This window comes from Deltaproteobacteria bacterium (assembly GCA_029860075.1).
In the GTDB taxonomy this organism is placed as follows: Bacteria; Desulfobacterota; JADFVX01; order JADFVX01; family JADFVX01; genus JAOUBX01.
In genome coordinates this window covers 1-17,496 of record JAOUBX010000088.1, presented here as the reverse complement: position 1 = coordinate 17,496, position 17,496 = coordinate 1, and the positions used below count along the sequence as shown (strand labels likewise).

Below are 17,496 nucleotides of genomic sequence, written 5' to 3'. Positions count from 1 at the left end.
TGCCGAGATATCATCGACAAGGGCAACGAGGCTTGCCAGGGAGGCCTGGATTTTCATTTGGGCCTTGTATTCATTAAAAGTGGAGCCTTTCACTTTACGGGTGTAAATGATGATGTTGTTCTTCACGTCTTCTTTTGCCCTTTCCCAGGCGTAAAGATTGGCCGGGAGGGTGATAAACAGTGAAAAGAGCAGTGTTTTTAAAATAATGGTTTTACGTCCCAGTTTTTGTGAATCTGTCAAGAGTAAGTCCTTCCTTTCCACTCGATATTCCCTCTTTTACTTTGCCACAGGCAGTTAAGGGTGATAAAGGCATGCATGGTAAAGCCCAAAGGGAAGGACAGGAGGTAGAGGGCAGGGATTTTTAAGGCTTTTATTGCCATAAAGCAGGTGATGAACATAATGATTGAGCCGGCCAGGGCAATGGCGAAGGCCCAGCTATAAATGGGATCATTCCCGCAGGCGCCGGGCCTGTAAAAGGTCAGTAAAGGGAGGACGACAGGCATCCAGCCGAGGAAGAGGAATTTAATTGAATGCGTGACTGACGTTATCGTGCTTTCGTGTTTCATTATTTCAATCAGGTTTTTTGAAAATCCCTTCCAGATTTGAGGAAGTTCCCGGTACATTCGGGTGCGGATCATGTCGTCGGCAAAGAGAAGGTATAGCCGGTGGCCCCCTTCCTTGATGATGCGGGCAAAGGCGAGGTCGTCCATGACTTCGCTCCTTATGGCGTCATGTCCGCCGATTTTTTTATAGGTTGATTTTTTAAAGAGCATGAACTGTCCGTTGGCCAGAGATTCAGGCTTTTCAGGATTATTGACGTGACTGAAGTTTATGGAAGAAGCGATGGACAAAAAAATACCGGGCAGAAAAAGGCGCTCCGCAATGGAGACCAGCTCCTGGAAGGGATTAATGGAAAGCAGGTCTGCCCCTCTGGCTAAAGCGAAGTTTAAAGCCCTCTCTATAAGCTGACCTTCGGCGCTTACATCGGCATCGACAAAGCAATACCACTCACCTTCCGCATGTTCCACACCTGTCCGGCAGGCGTTGTTTTTTCCCGTCCAGCCCTGCGGCAGTTCACCGGTTTTTACGAGGTGAACGTTAGGGCAGCCTTCTTTAAGCCTTTTAACAATAGCTGCCGTATTGTCGGAAGAGTTGTCATCGACGACAATTACTTTATACTTGTTATGAGGGTAAGTTTGATTGATGAAAGAAGTGAGGCATCGTTCGATATTTGCTTCTTCATTTCTGGCAGGGATGATAAGAGTGAAAAAAGGGTGGCTTGAAAGCTTTTCTTTCCCCTCTGCAGGAAGAAAAGAGCGGCCAAAATAGGCCTTGCCTATCCTGTAGAGGAAATATAAGATAAAAATGAGCCATGAAGTTGCAATGAAGAACAGGAGCATCGTTTATTACCGTCTTTGGGTTGGCGGTTGAAGAAAGATGAACGTTTTTTACAATGCCCCCCGGCCCCTTTATGCCCCCGGGCGCTCTTTGGTAAAGAGGGGGACTAATGTTCCTCGCCTTTACCAGGGGTGGGTGGGAGGTGTTGCCGTTGTAATCGTATTGCTTTTTTTCAGCCCCACTTTTTAAAAGCATAGCAGAAAGCAGGGACCACATGAACTGGTTTTTTATCTCTCCTTTTTCAATTAACGTTCTCAATGTGACTATTCTCCTGTTCTTCATGATCTTTTTCCTTTTTAAGATCGAGAGGAAGTCAAAGGCGACCCTGTTTCTTATTGCATCACTTATTGGTGTGGAGCTGGTCTTTATCTCATTTTTCGTTATCTTTTCGGCCCTCGATTCTTTTTATTCGACCCTTGCCTGGTGGCTCATCCATCTCATGGTCTTTGCCTCTATTGCCATGGTCCAGTTTGCCTATCACTTTCCTAAAAACCTTCATCATGGTGAGTCAAGGATTGCTCTTTATCTCTGTATCGGCGCGGCTGTTGCCGCCTACCCCTATTATATTTATAAAACACTCACAACAGGTCCGCTTTACAGTTTTGAGGCCTATGCCTATGTTTTTCTCGACAGGCCCGAGATGGGAGTTATCATCGGTTCGGAGATACTCTGGATGCTTGTCGTTTTTTTTCGAAAGGCGGTTCTCCTGTCTGATTATGAATATAGCGGTTTTTTGAACCGCTGGTCCGGCCCTGCCCGGCTTCCGGCACGTTTTATAATCGCCTGCCTCCGTATTGCCAGGGCGAAGGAGCGGGATACAAAGGCCATAAGGCGGCTAATTGTCATCTTTTTTTCGCCTGTCATACTCATTGCAGCCATCATTCTTGCCTATGAGGGGCTCTTGTCATGGGAAATAGTGGCCCATATCCTCGGTACGGGATTTATGGTCATTGCCTTTATCTTTATCGTTGTTTACATTAACAGCTCTTCCGAGCCGTCCACTTTCATGGTCAAGCTCATCGGCATTTCCCTGGGCGCACTCCTCATTGCCATCAGTTTTGGCGCGAGCATTGCCATCCTTATCGAGGATAATGCTTATGAAAAGGAGCGGCTCTTTGAAGTGAGGGAGGTCATGAAAAACCTTGCGAAAAAGGAATTTACCCATTTGCCTCCGTCCATTGCCTACATATTGTCAGTTCCTCTCCATAAAGTATCATCTCCCATAAAGTATGAAACCGTTTATGTCCGTGATCCCGGTTTTTCAGACAAACGGATTACCTATGAGGGCCGGAAGGTGAAAAAACAAGCGCTCCCCTCCGGTGAAAGGGAGCCGGTGAGACAATACCGGAAGCTTACTCCTCTTGACGTGAACGATTATTACATCCATTATGATTTCCCCTATGACGGTAAAATGTATGAAGTCGCTTTCGACTATATCCCATACAGGCAGGTTATTGGTGATACAGGTGTAAAACTTCTCTACATTATTGCCGGTTCAGTTCTTTTTGTGATTATTGTCTTCCCCTACTTTTTTTCAGAGAGCCTGGTTAAACCCCTCAATGTTCTCCTTGATGGCGTTAAAAAGGTCAATAATGGCGATCTGAAAGTCGTCGTGCCCGTCAAGGTAGAAGATGAAATAGGTTATCTGTCAACCTCTTTTAACGCCATGGTAGAGTCCATCCAGGATGGCCGGGAAAAACTGAAAGGGGCCCTTGAAAAGCAGGTAAAACTGACGGAATCCTACAGTTTTTTCGTACCCAAAGAGCTCTTAACGTTCCTGAAGAAGGAGAGTATCATCGATATCAGGCTGGGAGACAACGTTCAACTGAAGATGACCATACTTTTTTCCGATATTCGTTCTTTTACAAGCCTTTCGGAACGCATGACGCCACAGCAGAATTTTAACTTTATCAATGATTGCCTCGGCAGGATCGGCCCCGTTGTGAGGGACAATAACGGATTTATTGATAAATATATTGGTGACGCCATTATGGCGCTTTTCCCCTACAGGACGGAAGATGCCGTCAGGGCGGCCGTTGAAATGCAGGAGGCAGTGGGAAGCTGTAATAACCGGATGGAGGGGAGTGAAGAAGTGATCAGAATAGGTACGGGCATCAATACGGGTATGATGATGCTCGGCACTATCGGCGAGGAGAAACGGATGGAAGGGACCGTTATCTCCGATGCCGTTAATCTCGCTTCCCGACTTGAAAGCCTGACCAAAGTCTATGGCTCTTCCGTTATTTTAAGCAAAACGACCTTTGACAGCCTTGAAAATTTGTCAGACTATGATCATCGCTATCTTGACAGGGTACAGGTGAAAGGGAAGAGGGAATTTGTCGATATTTATGAAGTTTTCCATAGTGACTCCCCGGAGCTTAGAGAACTAAAAATAAAAACAAAAGAAGATTTTGAAATGGCTACGAAGCATTACAGGGAAGAAAAGTTTGATGAGGCGCTTCGTTATTTTAGAAAGGTGCTGAAAGTTAACAGCCGGGATAAGGCCGCCGAGGTTTATGTGAAACGCTGCGAGAATATTAAGAAGCACGGCTTGCCCGAAGGCTGGGAGGGTGTTACTGTTTTGCCCGAGAAGTGAAGGTAAACGCTTCTCATAATAGGCCCCTCTCCCTTTTGGGCCAGGGCAGCCAAAAAAATCTCCTCTCCCGCCACGAATCCATATGCCTTCCACATCGTCCCGCCAGAACTGTGAACCGGCAATAGGGGATGAATTAATGTATTGTATTTGCTTTGTATCAAAGAGAAGTCTGACCGGTGCCCGATTTATTTGTGACCGGCCAGGGATGCCTTTGACCTTCGTTCCTGCCCTTTACTAATGCCTTTTACTCTACCTTTATCAAAACGGATTACATATAAAGTATTTTCAGGTCCTGATTGATAGGACCATTGATTGACTCTTCGGTTTTCTTCCTTTAAAAAAGGTTCCCCGCATAGCTTTAATACAAAAGCTTTATAATCACCCAGTTTGATAAACTCTCGTCCGCAGAGCATCTTTTTAAAATCCGATTTGATTTGAGATTCCTTTTCCGCTTTCCCCGGGCCTGCCCTGTTTTTACGGGCCCCGCCATCAATGCTTTTTACTTTTCCTTCACTGAAAACAACTACCCATACTTTTCCCCTTAATCCCAGTTTATAGGACCACTGGTTAATTTCATGATTTTCTTCCCTGAAGAAAGGTTCGCCGCACTTTTGTAATACTTCAGTCTTGTAATCATTAATGCGTATAATTTTGTTATGATTGCACCTCAGTATCGTTTGCTCGCTGTGAGATAAATCGGGGGTGAGAAAAAGAGCCAGAATAAAGCAGATTAAAATTAAATGTTTCATTTTTACCTCTAATTCTTGCTTGGGAATGATCCTGCAACTTTGTACCACTTCTGTCAAAGACAAATATATCAATTTTTCTTTCTAAAAACCAGTAATTCTGACTGGGAAAATATTTTTTCAGGATCTTTTTTTTTTAAAAACTCAACCAGTTTATGTGAGCTTTCTGTCATTTCTACGCATTCGATTTCTGTTTTCTTTCCCTTCCCTAAAGGGATTGATCTCATTTCTGTTTCTCCCTTTAACTGCCCTGTCCGGATTGCACGGGAAATCATATCTTTGTCAAGAAAGGAAAGGGAAAAACTATTGTCATCCCTAAAATCGTACCTTGCAATGTAATAAGCCGGTTTGTTTTCCTCTATATCATTATATGGCTTGACGAAGCTCACGTTCATATAATCATGGCCGGCTATTTTTGTTGGAAACATGACAAACTCCATCAGGTCCAGCCGGCCCGAGCTCTTATGCTCTATGGATACAATTCTCGCATGATTATTTTCCATCTTTCCAATGTGCAGGTAGACAGTCTCTTTATTCTCTCCCTGTAATTTCCATGTGCCTGATAATCTTTCGTCAAAGTAAGCCTTCGACGGATCCGATAAGGGGCTTTGGGAAACAAGAGGACAGCAGCCGGAAATAAGGAGTAAAATAAGTATGACCGGTAAAAAACGGTTTTTTCTCATGTCAAAACTTTAGCATATATTAATGCCCTGTCAATTAAAGTTCTCCTAAAAGGGGCAGAAAAAACACCTTGAGAGAGCGGCATTAATAGAATATACTCGGTTTTCAGGAAAAGGGGCATTTGTCCGGCCTGATAAGGCTTCAATTTTTTTAAAGATTTGGAAAAAGATCATCCCCTGGAGATTGGCAAGGAACGCCGGCCTTTTTCCAAATCATGAAGGCCTGAAACTGAACGTTTTTTCAGGCTTTTCATGAAAAACCAAATTCCGCCGGTAATCGCTATGAATCCTTTTGGTGAGCAGGTAATAAAGCTCGTTGGCATTGTTAAAAGCGCCGCCCGTTCCTTTATTCATAACGGCAGCTTTAACATGGCTGCTGCAACGGCATTTTACGCCATTCTTTCCACCATTCCTCTTGTCTTTGTTCTTGTTGCCGGCACAGGTTTTTTCTTTGAAGGTTCCGGTAAAGTGATCCAGACCCTGGCCGCTGCCGTCGATACGGTGCTTCCCACATACGGAGAAAGCCTTAAGAATGAAATTCATGCCGTCGTGAGGAAAAAGGAATTTATTGGCGGTGTCGGTCTCATTATCATGCTCTGGAGTTCGACGCTTGTATTTTCCTCCCTTGAATTCGCTTTTAGCCGTATTTTTAATGTGGAAAAGAAACGGTCTTTTCTGCGATCCAGGATAGTCAACATGGGGCTTGTGATTCTGGGTATCCTGGCGCTGACGGCTTCTGTCCTTCTTACGACAGTCGCTAAAATTGCCAGGTCTCGTTTTGTCGCCCTTTATGATAACTGGATTACGGATTTTTTCTCATCAAGTATCTTTGTTCAGTATATTCTCCCCGTTATGATTCTGACGCTGCTCTTTGCCATTTTTTACACCGTCTTGTCGAGGCGCACCGTATCTGTCGTAAACGGTCTTGGCGGAGGCTTTGTTTGCGCCATCATGTTTGAAGGGGCGAAATATCTCTTTGCCTGGTATATAGCCAACCTGGGCCGTCATAGTTTTATCTACGGATCACTGGGGGCCATGATTGTTATTATTCTCTGGTTCTTTTATGCGGCTATTATCATCCTCTTTTGCGGGGAGTTGATTGCTTCATGGAGACGGAGGGAGGAATGCCTTGTTATTAGAAACCGATAAGGTGCTATTGATATGAATGAAAAAGATAAAGCGCTGCTCAAGGTGAAGATCCTTGAAGAGATTGAATCATTAAAGCTGAATATTATATCTCTGGAAGAAATGTCAAAACCGGTGGCGCCTGACGTTGCCATCGGCAGGCTGACGCGCATGGAAGCTATCAATTCAAAGAGCATAAACGATGCCAACCTGAGATCGTCAAAAAACAGGCTTTCCCGCCTTCAGTCAGCGCTCAGGAGAATGGACGATCCTCACTTCGGCATATGCATCGAATGTGAAGAGCCCATCCCTGTAAAAAGACTGATGATTATTCCGGAATGTCTGAAATGTGTTGAATGTATGGAAGAGTAATCTCGGCAACTCAAAATTCCCAGGCTCCTGTGAGGGCAAATCTCTTGACTTAAAACGCCCTTTCCCTATAATAAACACTTCAAAAAACAGAGCCGCTTTACAGAAGGAATACATATGAATTACGAAGTTGTAATCGGGCTTGAAGTCCATTGTCAGCTGTTGACAAATACGAAAATTTTCTGCTCCTGCAGCGCCGAATTCGGTGGAAATCCCAATACCGATACCTGCCCCGTTTGTCTCGGCATGCCGGGGACACTGCCTGTACTCAATAAGAATGTTGTCAATTTTGCCATCAGGACGGCGCTGTCCACCAATTGTGAAATAAACAGGACAAGCCGTTTTGCCAGAAAAAATTACTTTTATCCCGACCTTCCCAAGGGTTACCAGATTTCGCAGTATGAACTCCCCATTGCCGAGCATGGCCATCAGCACATTACCCTTTCCACGGGAGAGGAGAAAAGGATTGGAATTACCCGTATCCATATGGAAGAAGATGCAGGAAAATCAGTCCATGATGCCTCAGCCGATGGCACGCTTGTCAATTTCAACAGGACCGGTGTGCCCCTCCTTGAGATTGTCAGTGAACCGGACATGCGAAGCGCCGAAGAGGCTGTCGAATACCTGAAAAAATTGAGGAATATCGTTGTTTACCTCGGTGTTTGTGACGGTAATATGGAAGAGGGTTCTTTCCGCTGTGATGCCAATATATCGTTAAGACCGGTGGGGCAAAAGGAATTGGGAACCAAGGCGGAACTTAAAAACATGAACTCCTTCCGCTTTGTCCAAAAGGCGATTGAATATGAAATCCTGCGGCAGGAGAATGTTCTGAAAGGCGGGGGTGAGGTTGTTCAGGAAACAAGGCTCTGGGATGCAAACCGTGGCGTAACGGAATCCATGCGGAGCAAGGAAGAGGCCCATGACTACCGTTATTTCCCCGACCCTGACCTCTTGCCCCTTGTTATCGATGAAGCCTGGATAGAAGAGGAAAGAAGCAAACTTCCTGAACTGCCGGAGGCAAAGAAAAATCGTTTTATTACCGAATATGGCCTTCCCAGGTACGATGCTGAAGTCTTAACGGCTGAAAAGAAGGTGGCCGGCTTTTTTGAAAAGGCCGTTAAAATCTGTAATAACGGCAAAGCTGTGAGCAACTGGATCATGGGAGAGCTTATGAAGCACCTTAATGAAGAGGGGACTGACATAAGCGATTCGAAGATAAGCCCTGAAGGTCTCGCCCTGTTGTTATCCCTCATCGACAAAAACGTTATCAGCGGCAAGATTGGCAAGACCGTTTTTGAGGAAATGTATAAAACAGGTAAAGACCCTGCTCTTATCGTTAAAGAGCAAGGCCTTGAGCAGGTTAGTGATACGGGGGCGATAGAAGCTATCGTCGATCGGGTTATTGCCGATAATCCTTCCCAGGCGGAAGAATTCAGGGGGGGGAAAGAGAAGCTTATGGGTTATTTTGTGGGCCAGGTAATGAAGGCGAGCAAGGGAAAGGCAAATCCCGGCATGGTCAACGAACTGGTCAGGAAAAAACTTTTAGGGTAAGAAAGCGGCTGCCCGCTTTTCAGATGTTAAAAATGTCCCCTTTTGAATGGGCCGATGTGAAAATATCTTCGAACCTGGCGGCAATTTTCCGGAAAGCATTCAGTATTTCAGGGTCATAATCCCCGGGTTTTGATCTGTCGCAGCCCTTTAGAATGATGGAAGTAGCCTTGCTGTGATCAATACATCCCTTATAGGGCCTCGAACTTCTGAGCGCATCGTACTGGTCGGCAATATTTACTATGCGTCCCGTAAGAGGGATCTCATTTCCACTTAAACCGTAAGGATAGCCGGAACCGTTCCACTTTTCGTGATGGGACAGCGCAATCTCCTCGGCCATTTTCATAAAGGGTGATTTAGCGTCTTTTAAAATATTGGCGCCTATGATGGTATGGCTTTTCATTACCTCCCATTCATTTTGTGTTAATTTCCCATGTTTACGCAATATGGCATCGGGAATGCCTACTTTGCCCAGGTCATGCATGGGGGAAGCGTAATGAATGGCTTCGACAAAACTATTGCCCATTCCCAATGCCAGGGCCAGTTCTTTGCAATAAAGACTGAGCCTTTTAATGTGTGCTCCTGTCTTGCTGTCTTTATAAACGACGGCTTCATTGAGTTTCTGGATCGCTTCTATATAGCTGCTTTTTGTCTGTTCAAGGGCATTATTAAGGGCTTCCGTTCTCTTTTCCACCTCTTCCTCGAGACGCCTGTTGTAGCCTTCCAGGAAGTCACGGTAGTCCTTTCCTATGAGGTTGTTTTTTATTCTTAAGGTAAGTTCCTTAATATTAAAGGGTTTGCTGATATAATCATTTGCTCCGTGCTCCATTCCTTTTATCCTGTCATTACGGGCATCGAGAGAAGTGAGAATGATAACCGGTATGTGTTTGGTTTTTTCATTCTCCCTGATCATCTTTGTTGCTTCAAAACCGTCTAAAAGGGGAAGCATGACATCCATTAAAATAAGGTCCGGTGATTCATGAATTGCCTTGTCGAGCGCATCAGGCCCATTGCCGGCGACGATGACTTCATAACCGATCTTATTACACAGGCAGGCCACCATTTCCTGGTCCCGTGAATTGTCATCGACAATAAGAATTTTAGCTCTTTTTCTTTCAATGTTATTAAGGTCGTATATCATAAGGCGCTTTGCTTTCTTTTTATAAAAAGAATACCAGACAATAATTGGCATGGCAAAATGAGGATGAATTTTACTGTTAAAGTTTAAAGGAAGATGATTGAGATGATCTGTGAAAGAAATTTGTATTTTTCACCGGTAAGATATCTGCATTGATATGGAGGGGGCTGTTTTCAATCAAATCTGTTCCGGTCATGGCCGGTCGTTAAATCGATTTTTGGCCCTGCGGGAATAATTCCTGAAGGATTAATATGTCTGTGGCTCAGGTAATAGTGCGCTTTTATGTGCCGAAAATTGCAGGTTTCCTCAATACCGGGCATGCGGTACAGTTCTTTCAGGTAGTTCCAGAGATTTTCATATTCGTAAATGTGCCTTAAATTACATTTAAAGTGGGTATAGTAGACAGGATCAAAGCGTATAAGCGTGGTGAACATGCACCAGTCGGCTTCGGTAATTGCATGGCCGCAAAGGTATCTGGATCCGCTGAGAACATCATCCCAATAGTCGAGTGCGGAAAAAAGTTCTTCTGCCGCTTCGTCATAGGCTTCCTGTGTCGCAGCAAAACCGGCACGGTAGACGCCGTTGTTTATGGGCATATAAATGGCTTCTATTGTCTCGTCAATCTTCTCCTGCAAGGGGGCGGGACAAAAATTTATTGAACCATCACCAATAGCGTCAAATTCGGTATCGAGCATTCTCATAATCCGTCTTGATTCGTTATTTACGATGCTCTTTGTTTCCTTGTCCCAAAGTATGGGGACGGTTACCCTGCCCGTATATTTGGGATCGGCTTTAACATAGACTTCTCTCAGGAAAGCGCAACCGTTGACGCTGTCGGGGATACATCCTTCAGCTGTGCTGAAGGCCCAGCCGTCATCTCCCATAAAGGGATCGACAATTGAAAGAGAAATTGAATTTTCCAGCTTTTTAAGCTTTCGCATGATCAGTGTGCGATGGGCCCATGGGCAGGCAAGGGAGACGTAAAGGTGATAGCGGCCTGCTTCCGCTTTGAAGCCTGACGATCCGTCGGCCGTCACCTGGCTTCGAAAAACCGTTTCGGGCCTTACAAAGCGTCCCTTGTCATCGGCCTTATACCAGTCGGTTTTCCACTTGCCCTTAACGAGCATACCCATAATTAACCTTGTTCATTAAATGTTTAATGCCTGTTAATGAAGCATACTTTTTTAACGCTAAGAATATAGCATAAATATATAGGAATAAAATAATCCTTTAATTTATATATAATTAAATCAAAGGTTTGAATTCTTTTTTATAAATATGTTATACAGTTGATATAAGCGAGGTATAAGTATGGAAAAAATTCTGGTTGTTGATGATGAGCATTTCGTAAGAGAATTTGTAAAAGACGCACTGACAGAGGCGCTGTATGATGTTATTGAGGCTGAAAATGGTAATGAGGGGGTCATTAAGGCTGTCAGGGAAGTACCTGACCTCATCATACTCGATATTGTTATGCCTGAAATGGATGGTATTGAGGTCTGCAAGCAGATAAGGGAAACCGTTGCCTGCCGGAACACACCCATTATTATGCATACATCAATGGATGAATCAAGGCTTATTGAAAAGGCTATGAAAGCAGGAGCCAGTGACTATATGCTTAAACCTATTAAAGCGGAGATGCTTCTCATAAGAGTAAAAAACAACTTGAGGCTGGTAACAGAGATTAAAAATAATAGCGCTCTCAGGGAAGAACTTGAAACTGCCAATAACGTAATTGATGCTCTAAATGAAAAAATTTCAAGTAGTCAGATTATTGATTTGTCGGATGAAGTTTGAAGTTTGATTCAAAAACATTTCCCCATTCGCTCTTTTTAGCGATTGCCCTTGAAGAGCAGAAATTCTTGTTGTAATATTCCAGTTAAAACCATGTTTTTGGGAGGTCCTCTTGAAAAGGAAAATGCTTGTTGGTGGAGAGTGGATTGAAAGTGATAAATACTTTGATCTTATCAATCCCTATGATGGTCAGCCTATTGCTGAAATACCTCTTGCTTCGGGAGAAGATGTAACTCGGGCAGTTGATTCGGCCTTGAGAGGTTTTAAGGAGATATCCACTCTTCCCCCTCATTGCAGAGCAGATATATTATTAAAAATTTCCAATCTTCTCATTGAAAAAAAAGAGAAGATTGCTCAAACCATTGCAGTTGAATCAGGAAAACCCCTGAAATACTCCATTGGTGAAGTGGAGCGGGCAGTAGAGACCTTCCGTTTTGCTTCGGAAGAAGCCAAAAGAATCCACGGAGAGACTATCCCCATGGGAGCGTCGAAGGGATCAGAAAACAGGGTCGCTTTTTACGAGAGGTTTCCCCTGGGTGTTATCGGCGCTATTACTCCTTTTAACTTTCCTATAAATCTCGTTGCTCATAAGGTAGCTCCGGCCATTGCCGCCGGTAATGCCATTGTTTTAAAACCTGCTGAACAAACACCCCTGACAGCACTTTTGTTAGGGGAAATCCTTCTTGAAGCGGGGCTCCCTTCAAAAGCTATCCAGATAGTGACAGGTGATGGCGTAACAGGGGCTGCTCTTGTTAATGATGATCGTCTAAAGATGATTACTTTTACAGGCAGCCCACCTGTGGGAAGAGAGATAAAATCAAAAGCGGGCATGAAAAAGGTGACCCTTGAACTTGGTTCAAATTCGGGAGTTATTATAGAGCCCGATGCCGACATTGATACTGCTGTTACAAGGGCCCTTATGGGCGCTTTTGCCAATTCGGGACAGGTTTGCATTTCATTGCAGAGGATCTATCTCCACAGGGAGATTTATGAGATTTTTAAATCAAGGTTTGTCGAAAAGGTGAAGGGACTTAAATCAGGTGACCCCATGAATGCCGGGACGGACATTGGCCCGCTTATTGACAGGGCGGCTGCCGATAAAACAGGGCGCCGGGTAAATGAAGCCGTTAAGGAAGGCGCCTGCATTCTTTTGGGGGGCAAAGGGAAGGGATCTTTTTTTGAGCCGACGGTTCTGGAAAATGTCACTCCCTCCATGCAGGTAGTTTGCGGTGAAGTTTTTGCTCCCCTTGTTTCCCTCATTTCATACGATGATTTTGACGACGCCCTTCGAATGGTGAACGACTCTATCTATGGATTACAGGCGGGGGTTTATACAAAAGACATAAACAAGGCATTTAAGGCTTTTAGAGTGCTCGAAGTGGGTGGCGTAATTATCAATGATGTTCCTACTTACAGGGCTGATCATATGCCTTACGGCGGCGTCAAGGAGAGTGGTCTTGGCCGCGAAGGCCTTAAATATGCCGTTGAGGAGATGACGGAACTTAAAACGCTTGTCCTTAACCTGTAGCGCCTCTGAAGGTAGATTTCTATAATCCGCCCCGTCAATTAGCGAGGATAGCTTATGAACTCTGAAGAGTCGAGTGTAATATCTTCCTTTCAGGAGAGACTTAAGTTTTCCCTGTATTTTTTTGTTGCCGTTGTTTCAGTCGGCACCTTTGGATACAAACTCATCGGTGGACCTGACTATTCCCTTTCAGACTGTTTTTACATGACTATCATCACGCTTTCCACCGTCGGTTATGGCGAGGTTATCGATCTCGTTCACCATCCCGGCGCCAGGGTTTTTACGGTATTTCTCATTATTACAGGTATGGGGGCCCTTCTTTACCTTGTTTCTACCCTGACGGCCTTTATCGTTGAAGGGGAACTGTTAAAAATATTCTGGAGGAAAAAAATGGATAAGATGATAAATAAAATGCAGGGGCATTACATTGTCTGTGGTGTGGGAAGAGTGGGTTATCATATTATCCAGGAACTGAGCCAGACAAAAAGAGGGGCCGTTGCTATTGATATTAAAATGGATAATATCGAAAAGGTTCGCCGGTCCTTTCCAATGGTGCCCACATTACAGGGAGACGGTCTGGAAGATGACCTTCTTAAGGAGGCGGCAATAGAAAGGGCAAATGGAATGATGGTTTCTACCGGTCATGACAAAGATAATATGGTTATTACCATGAGCGCGCGGCAGTTGAATCCCTCGCTCCGGATTGTGGCCCGCTGTAATGAAATGAAAAATATGGAGAAGCTTGGAAAGGCGGGGGCCGACTCGGTGGTTTCATCAAACTTTATCGGGGCGCTGAGAATGGCGTCGGAGATGGTGCGGCCTACCGTTGTTTCTTTTCTCGATATCATGTTGAGGGACAAGGAAAAGAATCTCCGTATCGAAGAGGTCCCTGTGAAAGGGGATTCAAAACTGACGGGTAAAAGGGTTTTTGAAACAGGAATAAAAAAGGCGGCCAATATCCTTCTTCTTGCTGTTAAAAAAGCCAACGGCGACTGGGAATACAATCCAAAAGATGATTTTTTGTTTGAAGAGGGGATGGACCTCATTATAATGGGCAGCCCCGAAGAAAAAGAGCGGCTCCAATCCTTTATTTCATAAGGGAAAGGGGCAATAATTTGTGAACGGCATCAAAAGGTTCAAAAAACCGCCCCTATTAGAAGTTTTCATAAAATATAAAGGAGTTATTATGAGCAGCAGCGGTATTTTGCCGGAAGGCGAGAATTTAAGAAAAGCTGTCAAGTGGATATCAGGGCAAGGCGGTTTCAGCCTGAAAACAGTGGAAGCGGCCTGTGTTCGTTTCGACCTTTCTCCTGCTGATGAAAATTTTCTGATCAATCATTTTAGTGGTGAGGAGGCTGAGAAGGAGAAGGGGGAAGAGTGAGGTACGCCAACTTTGCGATTAATGAATTTTGAGTAATGTTTTCAGGAACGTAAAGATCTGGAATGAAAACCTGAGTCTTCTGTTTGCGGCAAAATAAGTTGTTTTTGCAGGCCTTTGACGGCTGCTTTCTCCCCAAACTCAATGCGCCTCAGCCCAGTTCCGACCCATACCCGTATCCACTTTTAAGGGGGCTTTCAGTTGCACGACCCCTTCCATTTCTTCAATAACGAGATTCTTTATGATTTCCAGTTCCACCTCGGGAATTTCAAAGACAAGTTCATCGTGGACCTGCATTATCATCTTTGCTTTATGTCCCTCTTTCTTCAGACGGTCTGAAATACGAACCATGGCTACTTTAATGATATCGGCGGCGCTTCCCTGGATGGGGGCATTGATGGCTGCGCGCTCGGCAAACTGCCGCTGCATGGCGCTCGGTGAGTTGATATCGGGAACGTAGCAGCGCCTGTTCATAATGGTTGTTACATAACCTTTTGCCCGTGCTGATTCGATGGTCATGTCGAGATATCGGCGCACTTCTTTGTATTTCTGAAAATAACCGTCAATGTAGGCCTTGGCTACTTTGGGAGTGATAGAGAGTTCTTTTGACAGGCCAAAAGCGCTCATGCCGTAGATAATGCCGAAGTTAATGGCCTTTGCTTCACGGCGCATCCGGTCCGTCACCATTTCAGGGAATATGCCGAATACTTCCGCTGCCGTTCGCCTGTGAATGTCTTCCCCTTTTTCGAAGGATTTAATTAAAACGGGATCTTCCGACAGGTGGGCCATGATTCTAAGCTCGACCTGGGAATAATCGGCAGCAAAAATGAGAGACCCTTCTTCGGGAATAAATGCCTCCCTGATTTTTCTTCCCAGCTCTGTTTTGATGGGAATATTCTGAAGATTGGGATCGCTGGAGGAAAGCCTTCCTGTCGAGGTAACGGTTTGGTTATAGCTCGTATGGACGCGCCCCGTTTTTTCATTGACCAGCCGTGGCAGCGCATCGACATAGGTTGATTTCAACTTGGCAATGGAGCGGTACTCCAGTATCCTGGCAGGCAGGTCGTGTTTTTCAGCCAATTTGGTAAGAACTTCCACATTGGTTGAAAAACCGGTTTTCGTTTTCTTGATGGTAGGGAGCTTAAGCTTTTCAAAGAGAATTTCTCCTAATTGTTTGGGAGAATTAATATTAAAAATATCTCCGGCAAGCTCATATATCTTTCCCTCCATACGGGTCATCTCTTTTTCAAAGTCCTGTGACATATTGCCGAGAAAGTCTGTGTCTATTTTGACACCGGTACGTTCCATCTTTGCCAGGACGGTAAGGAGTGGAATTTCCGTTTTATGGAATAGTTCTTCAAAACCATCTCTTATGAGGAGGGGAAGCAGCATTTTTGCCAGTATGGTAACTACATCGGCGTCTTCGCCTGCATAGTCAAGCGCCTTTTCAATGCTTACCTGGTCAAAGGTAACTTTTTTGGGATCGCCTGTCACCTCGGCATAGGTGATCATCTGGTGATCGAGAAATTCCCTCGATACCTCTTCCAGCGAGTGGGAGTTTCTGCCGGGGTGCAGCAGGTAGGATGCGATCATGGTATCGCAATAAATTCCCTTCATTTCAATGCCGTAATTACATAGCACCGAATAATCATATTTCAGGTTATGCCCTGCCTTTTTTACTTCCTCTGAAGTGAGGGCAGCTTGTAATTGCTGAAGGACTTCATCGGTTTCCGGTTGGGAGATATCTTCGGGGCCGCTGTGCGCCAGTGGTATGTAGCAGGCAAGGTGTGGCTCCCGTGAGAGAGAAATACCTACGATTCGGGCCTCCATCGTGTTTAGTGATGTCGTTTCCAGGTCGATAGAGAGAATATCCTCCTTTTTAAGAGAAGAAAGAAAGCTTTTAATCTCTTTAATGCTTGTAAGAAGCCTGTATTTCTCCCTTGAAAGACTCTCGGAAGGGGCAAGTTCCTTAATGAAACGGGAAAGTTCCAGTTCCTTGAAAATATCTCTCAGCTTTTCAGTATTAAAGGGAGCCATTTCAAAGTCACCGGGCTTAAAGTCAAAGTCAAGATTACAGTCAATGGTTGCAAGCTCTCTGCTCAAAAAGGCGATATCCCTGTCTTTTTCAAGCTTATCCTTGAGCTTTCCCTTTATTTCCTCCATGTTTTCATAGAGCTTTTCCAGTGAACCATATTGGGCCATCAGTTTGACGGCCGTCTTTTCGCCGACGCCGGCCACCCCGGGAATGTTATCCGAGCTGTCGCCCATAAGGCCCATTACGTCCCGCACATTTTCGGGACCGACACCGAACCTTTCAAGTACTTCATTGTGGCCTGAAACCTTGTTTTTCATGGTGTCGAGAATGGTAATATTGTTTGTAACGAGCTGCATCATATCTTTGTCGCCAGTGACGATAACTACCTCAAGGTCATGATTTGCCGCTTTTTTTGCAAGTGTTCCTATAATATCATCGGCCTCGACGCCTTCTTTTGACAGGACAGGCAGGTTGAAAGCAGCCGTTATGTCATGAATGAAGGGAATTTGAGGGACGAGGTTGTCCGGCATGGAGGGGCGATTTGCCTTGTACTCTTTGTAAACTTCATGTCTGAATGTAGGGCCCCGTGAATCGAAGGCCACTGCCAGGTAATCGGGCGTTTCCTCTCTCATTACCTTGAGAAGCATGGCTGTGTAGCCGTAGACGGCATTGGTCGGCACCCCTTTTGAATTGCTTAAATGGGGCAGGGCGAAGAAAGCCCGGTAAATGTAGGAGCTGCCGTCGATAAGAAAGAGGCGTTTTTTTGTTTTTTTATTAAGATTTTCAGACATGGGTCTCCAATTGATATTTCGTGATTTTGTAGATGTTGGAGTATACCTGCTTTGCCCTTTCAGGGTCAACGGATCAAATGGTATTTGAGTGTAGATGAAGCGAGGTGGGTTATAGCAGGTGCAGGAGGAAGTAATGAGAACCGCCGCCTTTTTTTTGTAAAGATTAACGAAAGCATGTGTTTACTGCCTTGTTATCTGAATTATGTTCTACCGCTTTTCCGGCTAATACGCAATATTAAGTATTAGCCGACAAAATTAGGGGTAATATCACCTGATAAGTGTTAAGTGTAGCAATAAGAAATTGTAGCGAATAATATATTTTGGTATTATCGGGAAAACGCCATAATAGTTTGATGGCTATTGAAAGAATATT

General features: G+C 44.6%; 14 protein-coding genes and 1 pseudogene. 8 read left to right on the top strand and 7 right to left on the bottom strand.

Features of this window, described 5'->3' with window-relative positions; translation table 11 throughout:
• On the bottom strand, positions 1-240 hold a 240-nt coding region (locus tag OEV42_18645), incomplete at its 3' end, for a hypothetical protein (GenBank protein MDH3976289.1).
• The gene (locus OEV42_18640) at positions 237-1,400 is read right to left on the bottom strand and encodes a glycosyltransferase (GenBank protein ID MDH3976288.1); all 1,164 of its coding nucleotides are present in this window, start codon (positions 1,398-1,400) and stop codon (positions 237-239) included. The genes OEV42_18645 and OEV42_18640, both read right to left, overlap by 4 nt.
• A gap of 212 nt (positions 1,401-1,612) precedes the next feature.
• Between OEV42_18640 and OEV42_18635 the strand changes: the two genes are divergently transcribed.
• Positions 1,613-3,994, top strand: coding sequence for a HAMP domain-containing protein (locus tag OEV42_18635; protein MDH3976287.1), 2,382 nt, complete (start codon positions 1,613-1,615; stop codon positions 3,992-3,994).
• Positions 3,995-4,179: 185 nt separating this feature from the next.
• Here the strand turns inward: OEV42_18635 and OEV42_18630 are convergent, their stop codons facing one another.
• Both OEV42_18630 and OEV42_18625 read right to left on the bottom strand, forming a co-directional pair.
• Positions 4,180-4,743, bottom strand: coding sequence for a DUF2845 domain-containing protein (locus OEV42_18630; GenBank protein MDH3976286.1), 564 nt, complete (start codon positions 4,741-4,743; stop codon positions 4,180-4,182).
• 68 nt (positions 4,744-4,811) lie between these two features.
• The gene (locus OEV42_18625) at positions 4,812-5,423 is read right to left on the bottom strand and encodes a hypothetical protein (protein ID MDH3976285.1); all 612 of its coding nucleotides are present in this window, start codon (positions 5,421-5,423) and stop codon (positions 4,812-4,814) included.
• Between the two features lie 249 nt (positions 5,424-5,672).
• Here OEV42_18625 and OEV42_18620 point away from each other — a divergent pair, with 249 nt between their 5' ends.
• The 3 genes and pseudogenes from OEV42_18620 (at position 5,673) to gatB (ending at position 8,465) form a co-directional block, all read left to right on the top strand.
• Complete coding sequence (locus OEV42_18620; protein MDH3976284.1) at positions 5,673-6,569, top strand: YihY/virulence factor BrkB family protein; 897 nt, start codon at positions 5,673-5,675, stop codon at positions 6,567-6,569.
• 12 nt (positions 6,570-6,581) lie between these two features.
• The gene (locus OEV42_18615) at positions 6,582-6,917 is read left to right on the top strand and encodes a TraR/DksA C4-type zinc finger protein (GenBank protein ID MDH3976283.1); all 336 of its coding nucleotides are present in this window, start codon (positions 6,582-6,584) and stop codon (positions 6,915-6,917) included.
• Positions 6,918-7,013: 96 nt separating this feature from the next.
• Positions 7,014-8,465: pseudogene (gatB, locus tag OEV42_18610) on the top strand (Asp-tRNA(Asn)/Glu-tRNA(Gln) amidotransferase subunit GatB).
• Positions 8,466-8,484: 19 nt separating this feature from the next.
• Here the strand turns inward: gatB and OEV42_18605 are convergent.
• Both OEV42_18605 and OEV42_18600 read right to left on the bottom strand, forming a co-directional pair.
• Positions 8,485-9,654 (bottom strand): response regulator, encoded by a 1,170-nt coding sequence (locus OEV42_18605; GenBank protein ID MDH3976282.1) that lies wholly within the window; start codon positions 9,652-9,654, stop codon positions 8,485-8,487.
• 119 nt (positions 9,655-9,773) lie between these two features.
• Positions 9,774-10,727, bottom strand: coding sequence for a glutathione S-transferase family protein (locus OEV42_18600; GenBank protein ID MDH3976281.1), 954 nt, complete (start codon positions 10,725-10,727; stop codon positions 9,774-9,776).
• Positions 10,728-10,911: 184 nt separating this feature from the next.
• Between OEV42_18600 and OEV42_18595 the strand changes: the two genes are divergently transcribed.
• From OEV42_18595 to OEV42_18580, 4 genes are all read left to right on the top strand, one after another.
• A complete protein-coding gene (locus OEV42_18595) occupies positions 10,912-11,397 on the top strand; it encodes a response regulator (protein ID MDH3976280.1) in 486 nt (161 codons plus the stop codon).
• Positions 11,398-11,506: 109 nt separating this feature from the next.
• Entirely contained in the window at positions 11,507-12,922 is a 1,416-nt protein-coding gene (locus OEV42_18590) for an aldehyde dehydrogenase family protein (GenBank protein ID MDH3976279.1), read from the top strand.
• 54 nt (positions 12,923-12,976) lie between these two features.
• Positions 12,977-14,017: a potassium channel protein gene (locus OEV42_18585; GenBank protein ID MDH3976278.1), complete on the top strand. Its 1,041-nt coding sequence runs from the start codon at positions 12,977-12,979 to the stop codon at positions 14,015-14,017.
• A gap of 88 nt (positions 14,018-14,105) precedes the next feature.
• Positions 14,106-14,300 carry a hypothetical protein gene (locus OEV42_18580; protein ID MDH3976277.1) on the top strand — a complete coding sequence of 65 codons (195 nt, stop codon included), beginning with the start codon at positions 14,106-14,108 and terminating at the stop codon, positions 14,298-14,300.
• Positions 14,301-14,438: 138 nt separating this feature from the next.
• Here the strand turns inward: OEV42_18580 and polA are convergent, their stop codons facing one another.
• Positions 14,439-17,123 (bottom strand): DNA polymerase I, encoded by a 2,685-nt coding sequence (gene polA, locus OEV42_18575; protein MDH3976276.1) that lies wholly within the window; start codon positions 17,121-17,123, stop codon positions 14,439-14,441.
• Between the last annotated feature and the right edge of the window lie 373 nt (positions 17,124-17,496).

Bases quoted from the DNA above. Each gene is read 5' to 3' on its own strand.
- OEV42_18635 (MDH3976287.1), top strand. From the start codon at position 1,613: ATGAACTGGTTTTTTATCTCTCCTTTTTCAATTAACGTTCTCAATGTG.
- OEV42_18580 (MDH3976277.1), top strand. From the start codon at position 14,106: ATGAGCAGCAGCGGTATTTTGCCGGAAGGCGAGAATTTAAGAAAAGCT.
- OEV42_18600 (MDH3976281.1), bottom strand. From the start codon at position 10,727: ATGCTCGTTAAGGGCAAGTGGAAAACCGACTGGTATAAGGCCGATGAC.
- OEV42_18605 (MDH3976282.1), bottom strand. From the start codon at position 9,654: ATGCCAATTATTGTCTGGTATTCTTTTTATAAAAAGAAAGCAAAGCGC.
- OEV42_18615 (MDH3976283.1), top strand. From the start codon at position 6,582: ATGAATGAAAAAGATAAAGCGCTGCTCAAGGTGAAGATCCTTGAAGAG.
- polA (MDH3976276.1), bottom strand. From the start codon at position 17,123: ATGTCTGAAAATCTTAATAAAAAAACAAAAAAACGCCTCTTTCTTATC.
- OEV42_18625 (MDH3976285.1), bottom strand. From the start codon at position 5,423: ATGAGAAAAAACCGTTTTTTACCGGTCATACTTATTTTACTCCTTATT.
- OEV42_18585 (MDH3976278.1), top strand. From the start codon at position 12,977: ATGAACTCTGAAGAGTCGAGTGTAATATCTTCCTTTCAGGAGAGACTT.
- OEV42_18630 (MDH3976286.1), bottom strand. From the start codon at position 4,743: ATGAAACATTTAATTTTAATCTGCTTTATTCTGGCTCTTTTTCTCACC.
- OEV42_18640 (MDH3976288.1), bottom strand. From the start codon at position 1,400: ATGCTCCTGTTCTTCATTGCAACTTCATGGCTCATTTTTATCTTATAT.
- OEV42_18620 (MDH3976284.1), top strand. From the start codon at position 5,673: ATGAAAAACCAAATTCCGCCGGTAATCGCTATGAATCCTTTTGGTGAG.
- OEV42_18595 (MDH3976280.1), top strand. From the start codon at position 10,912: ATGGAAAAAATTCTGGTTGTTGATGATGAGCATTTCGTAAGAGAATTT.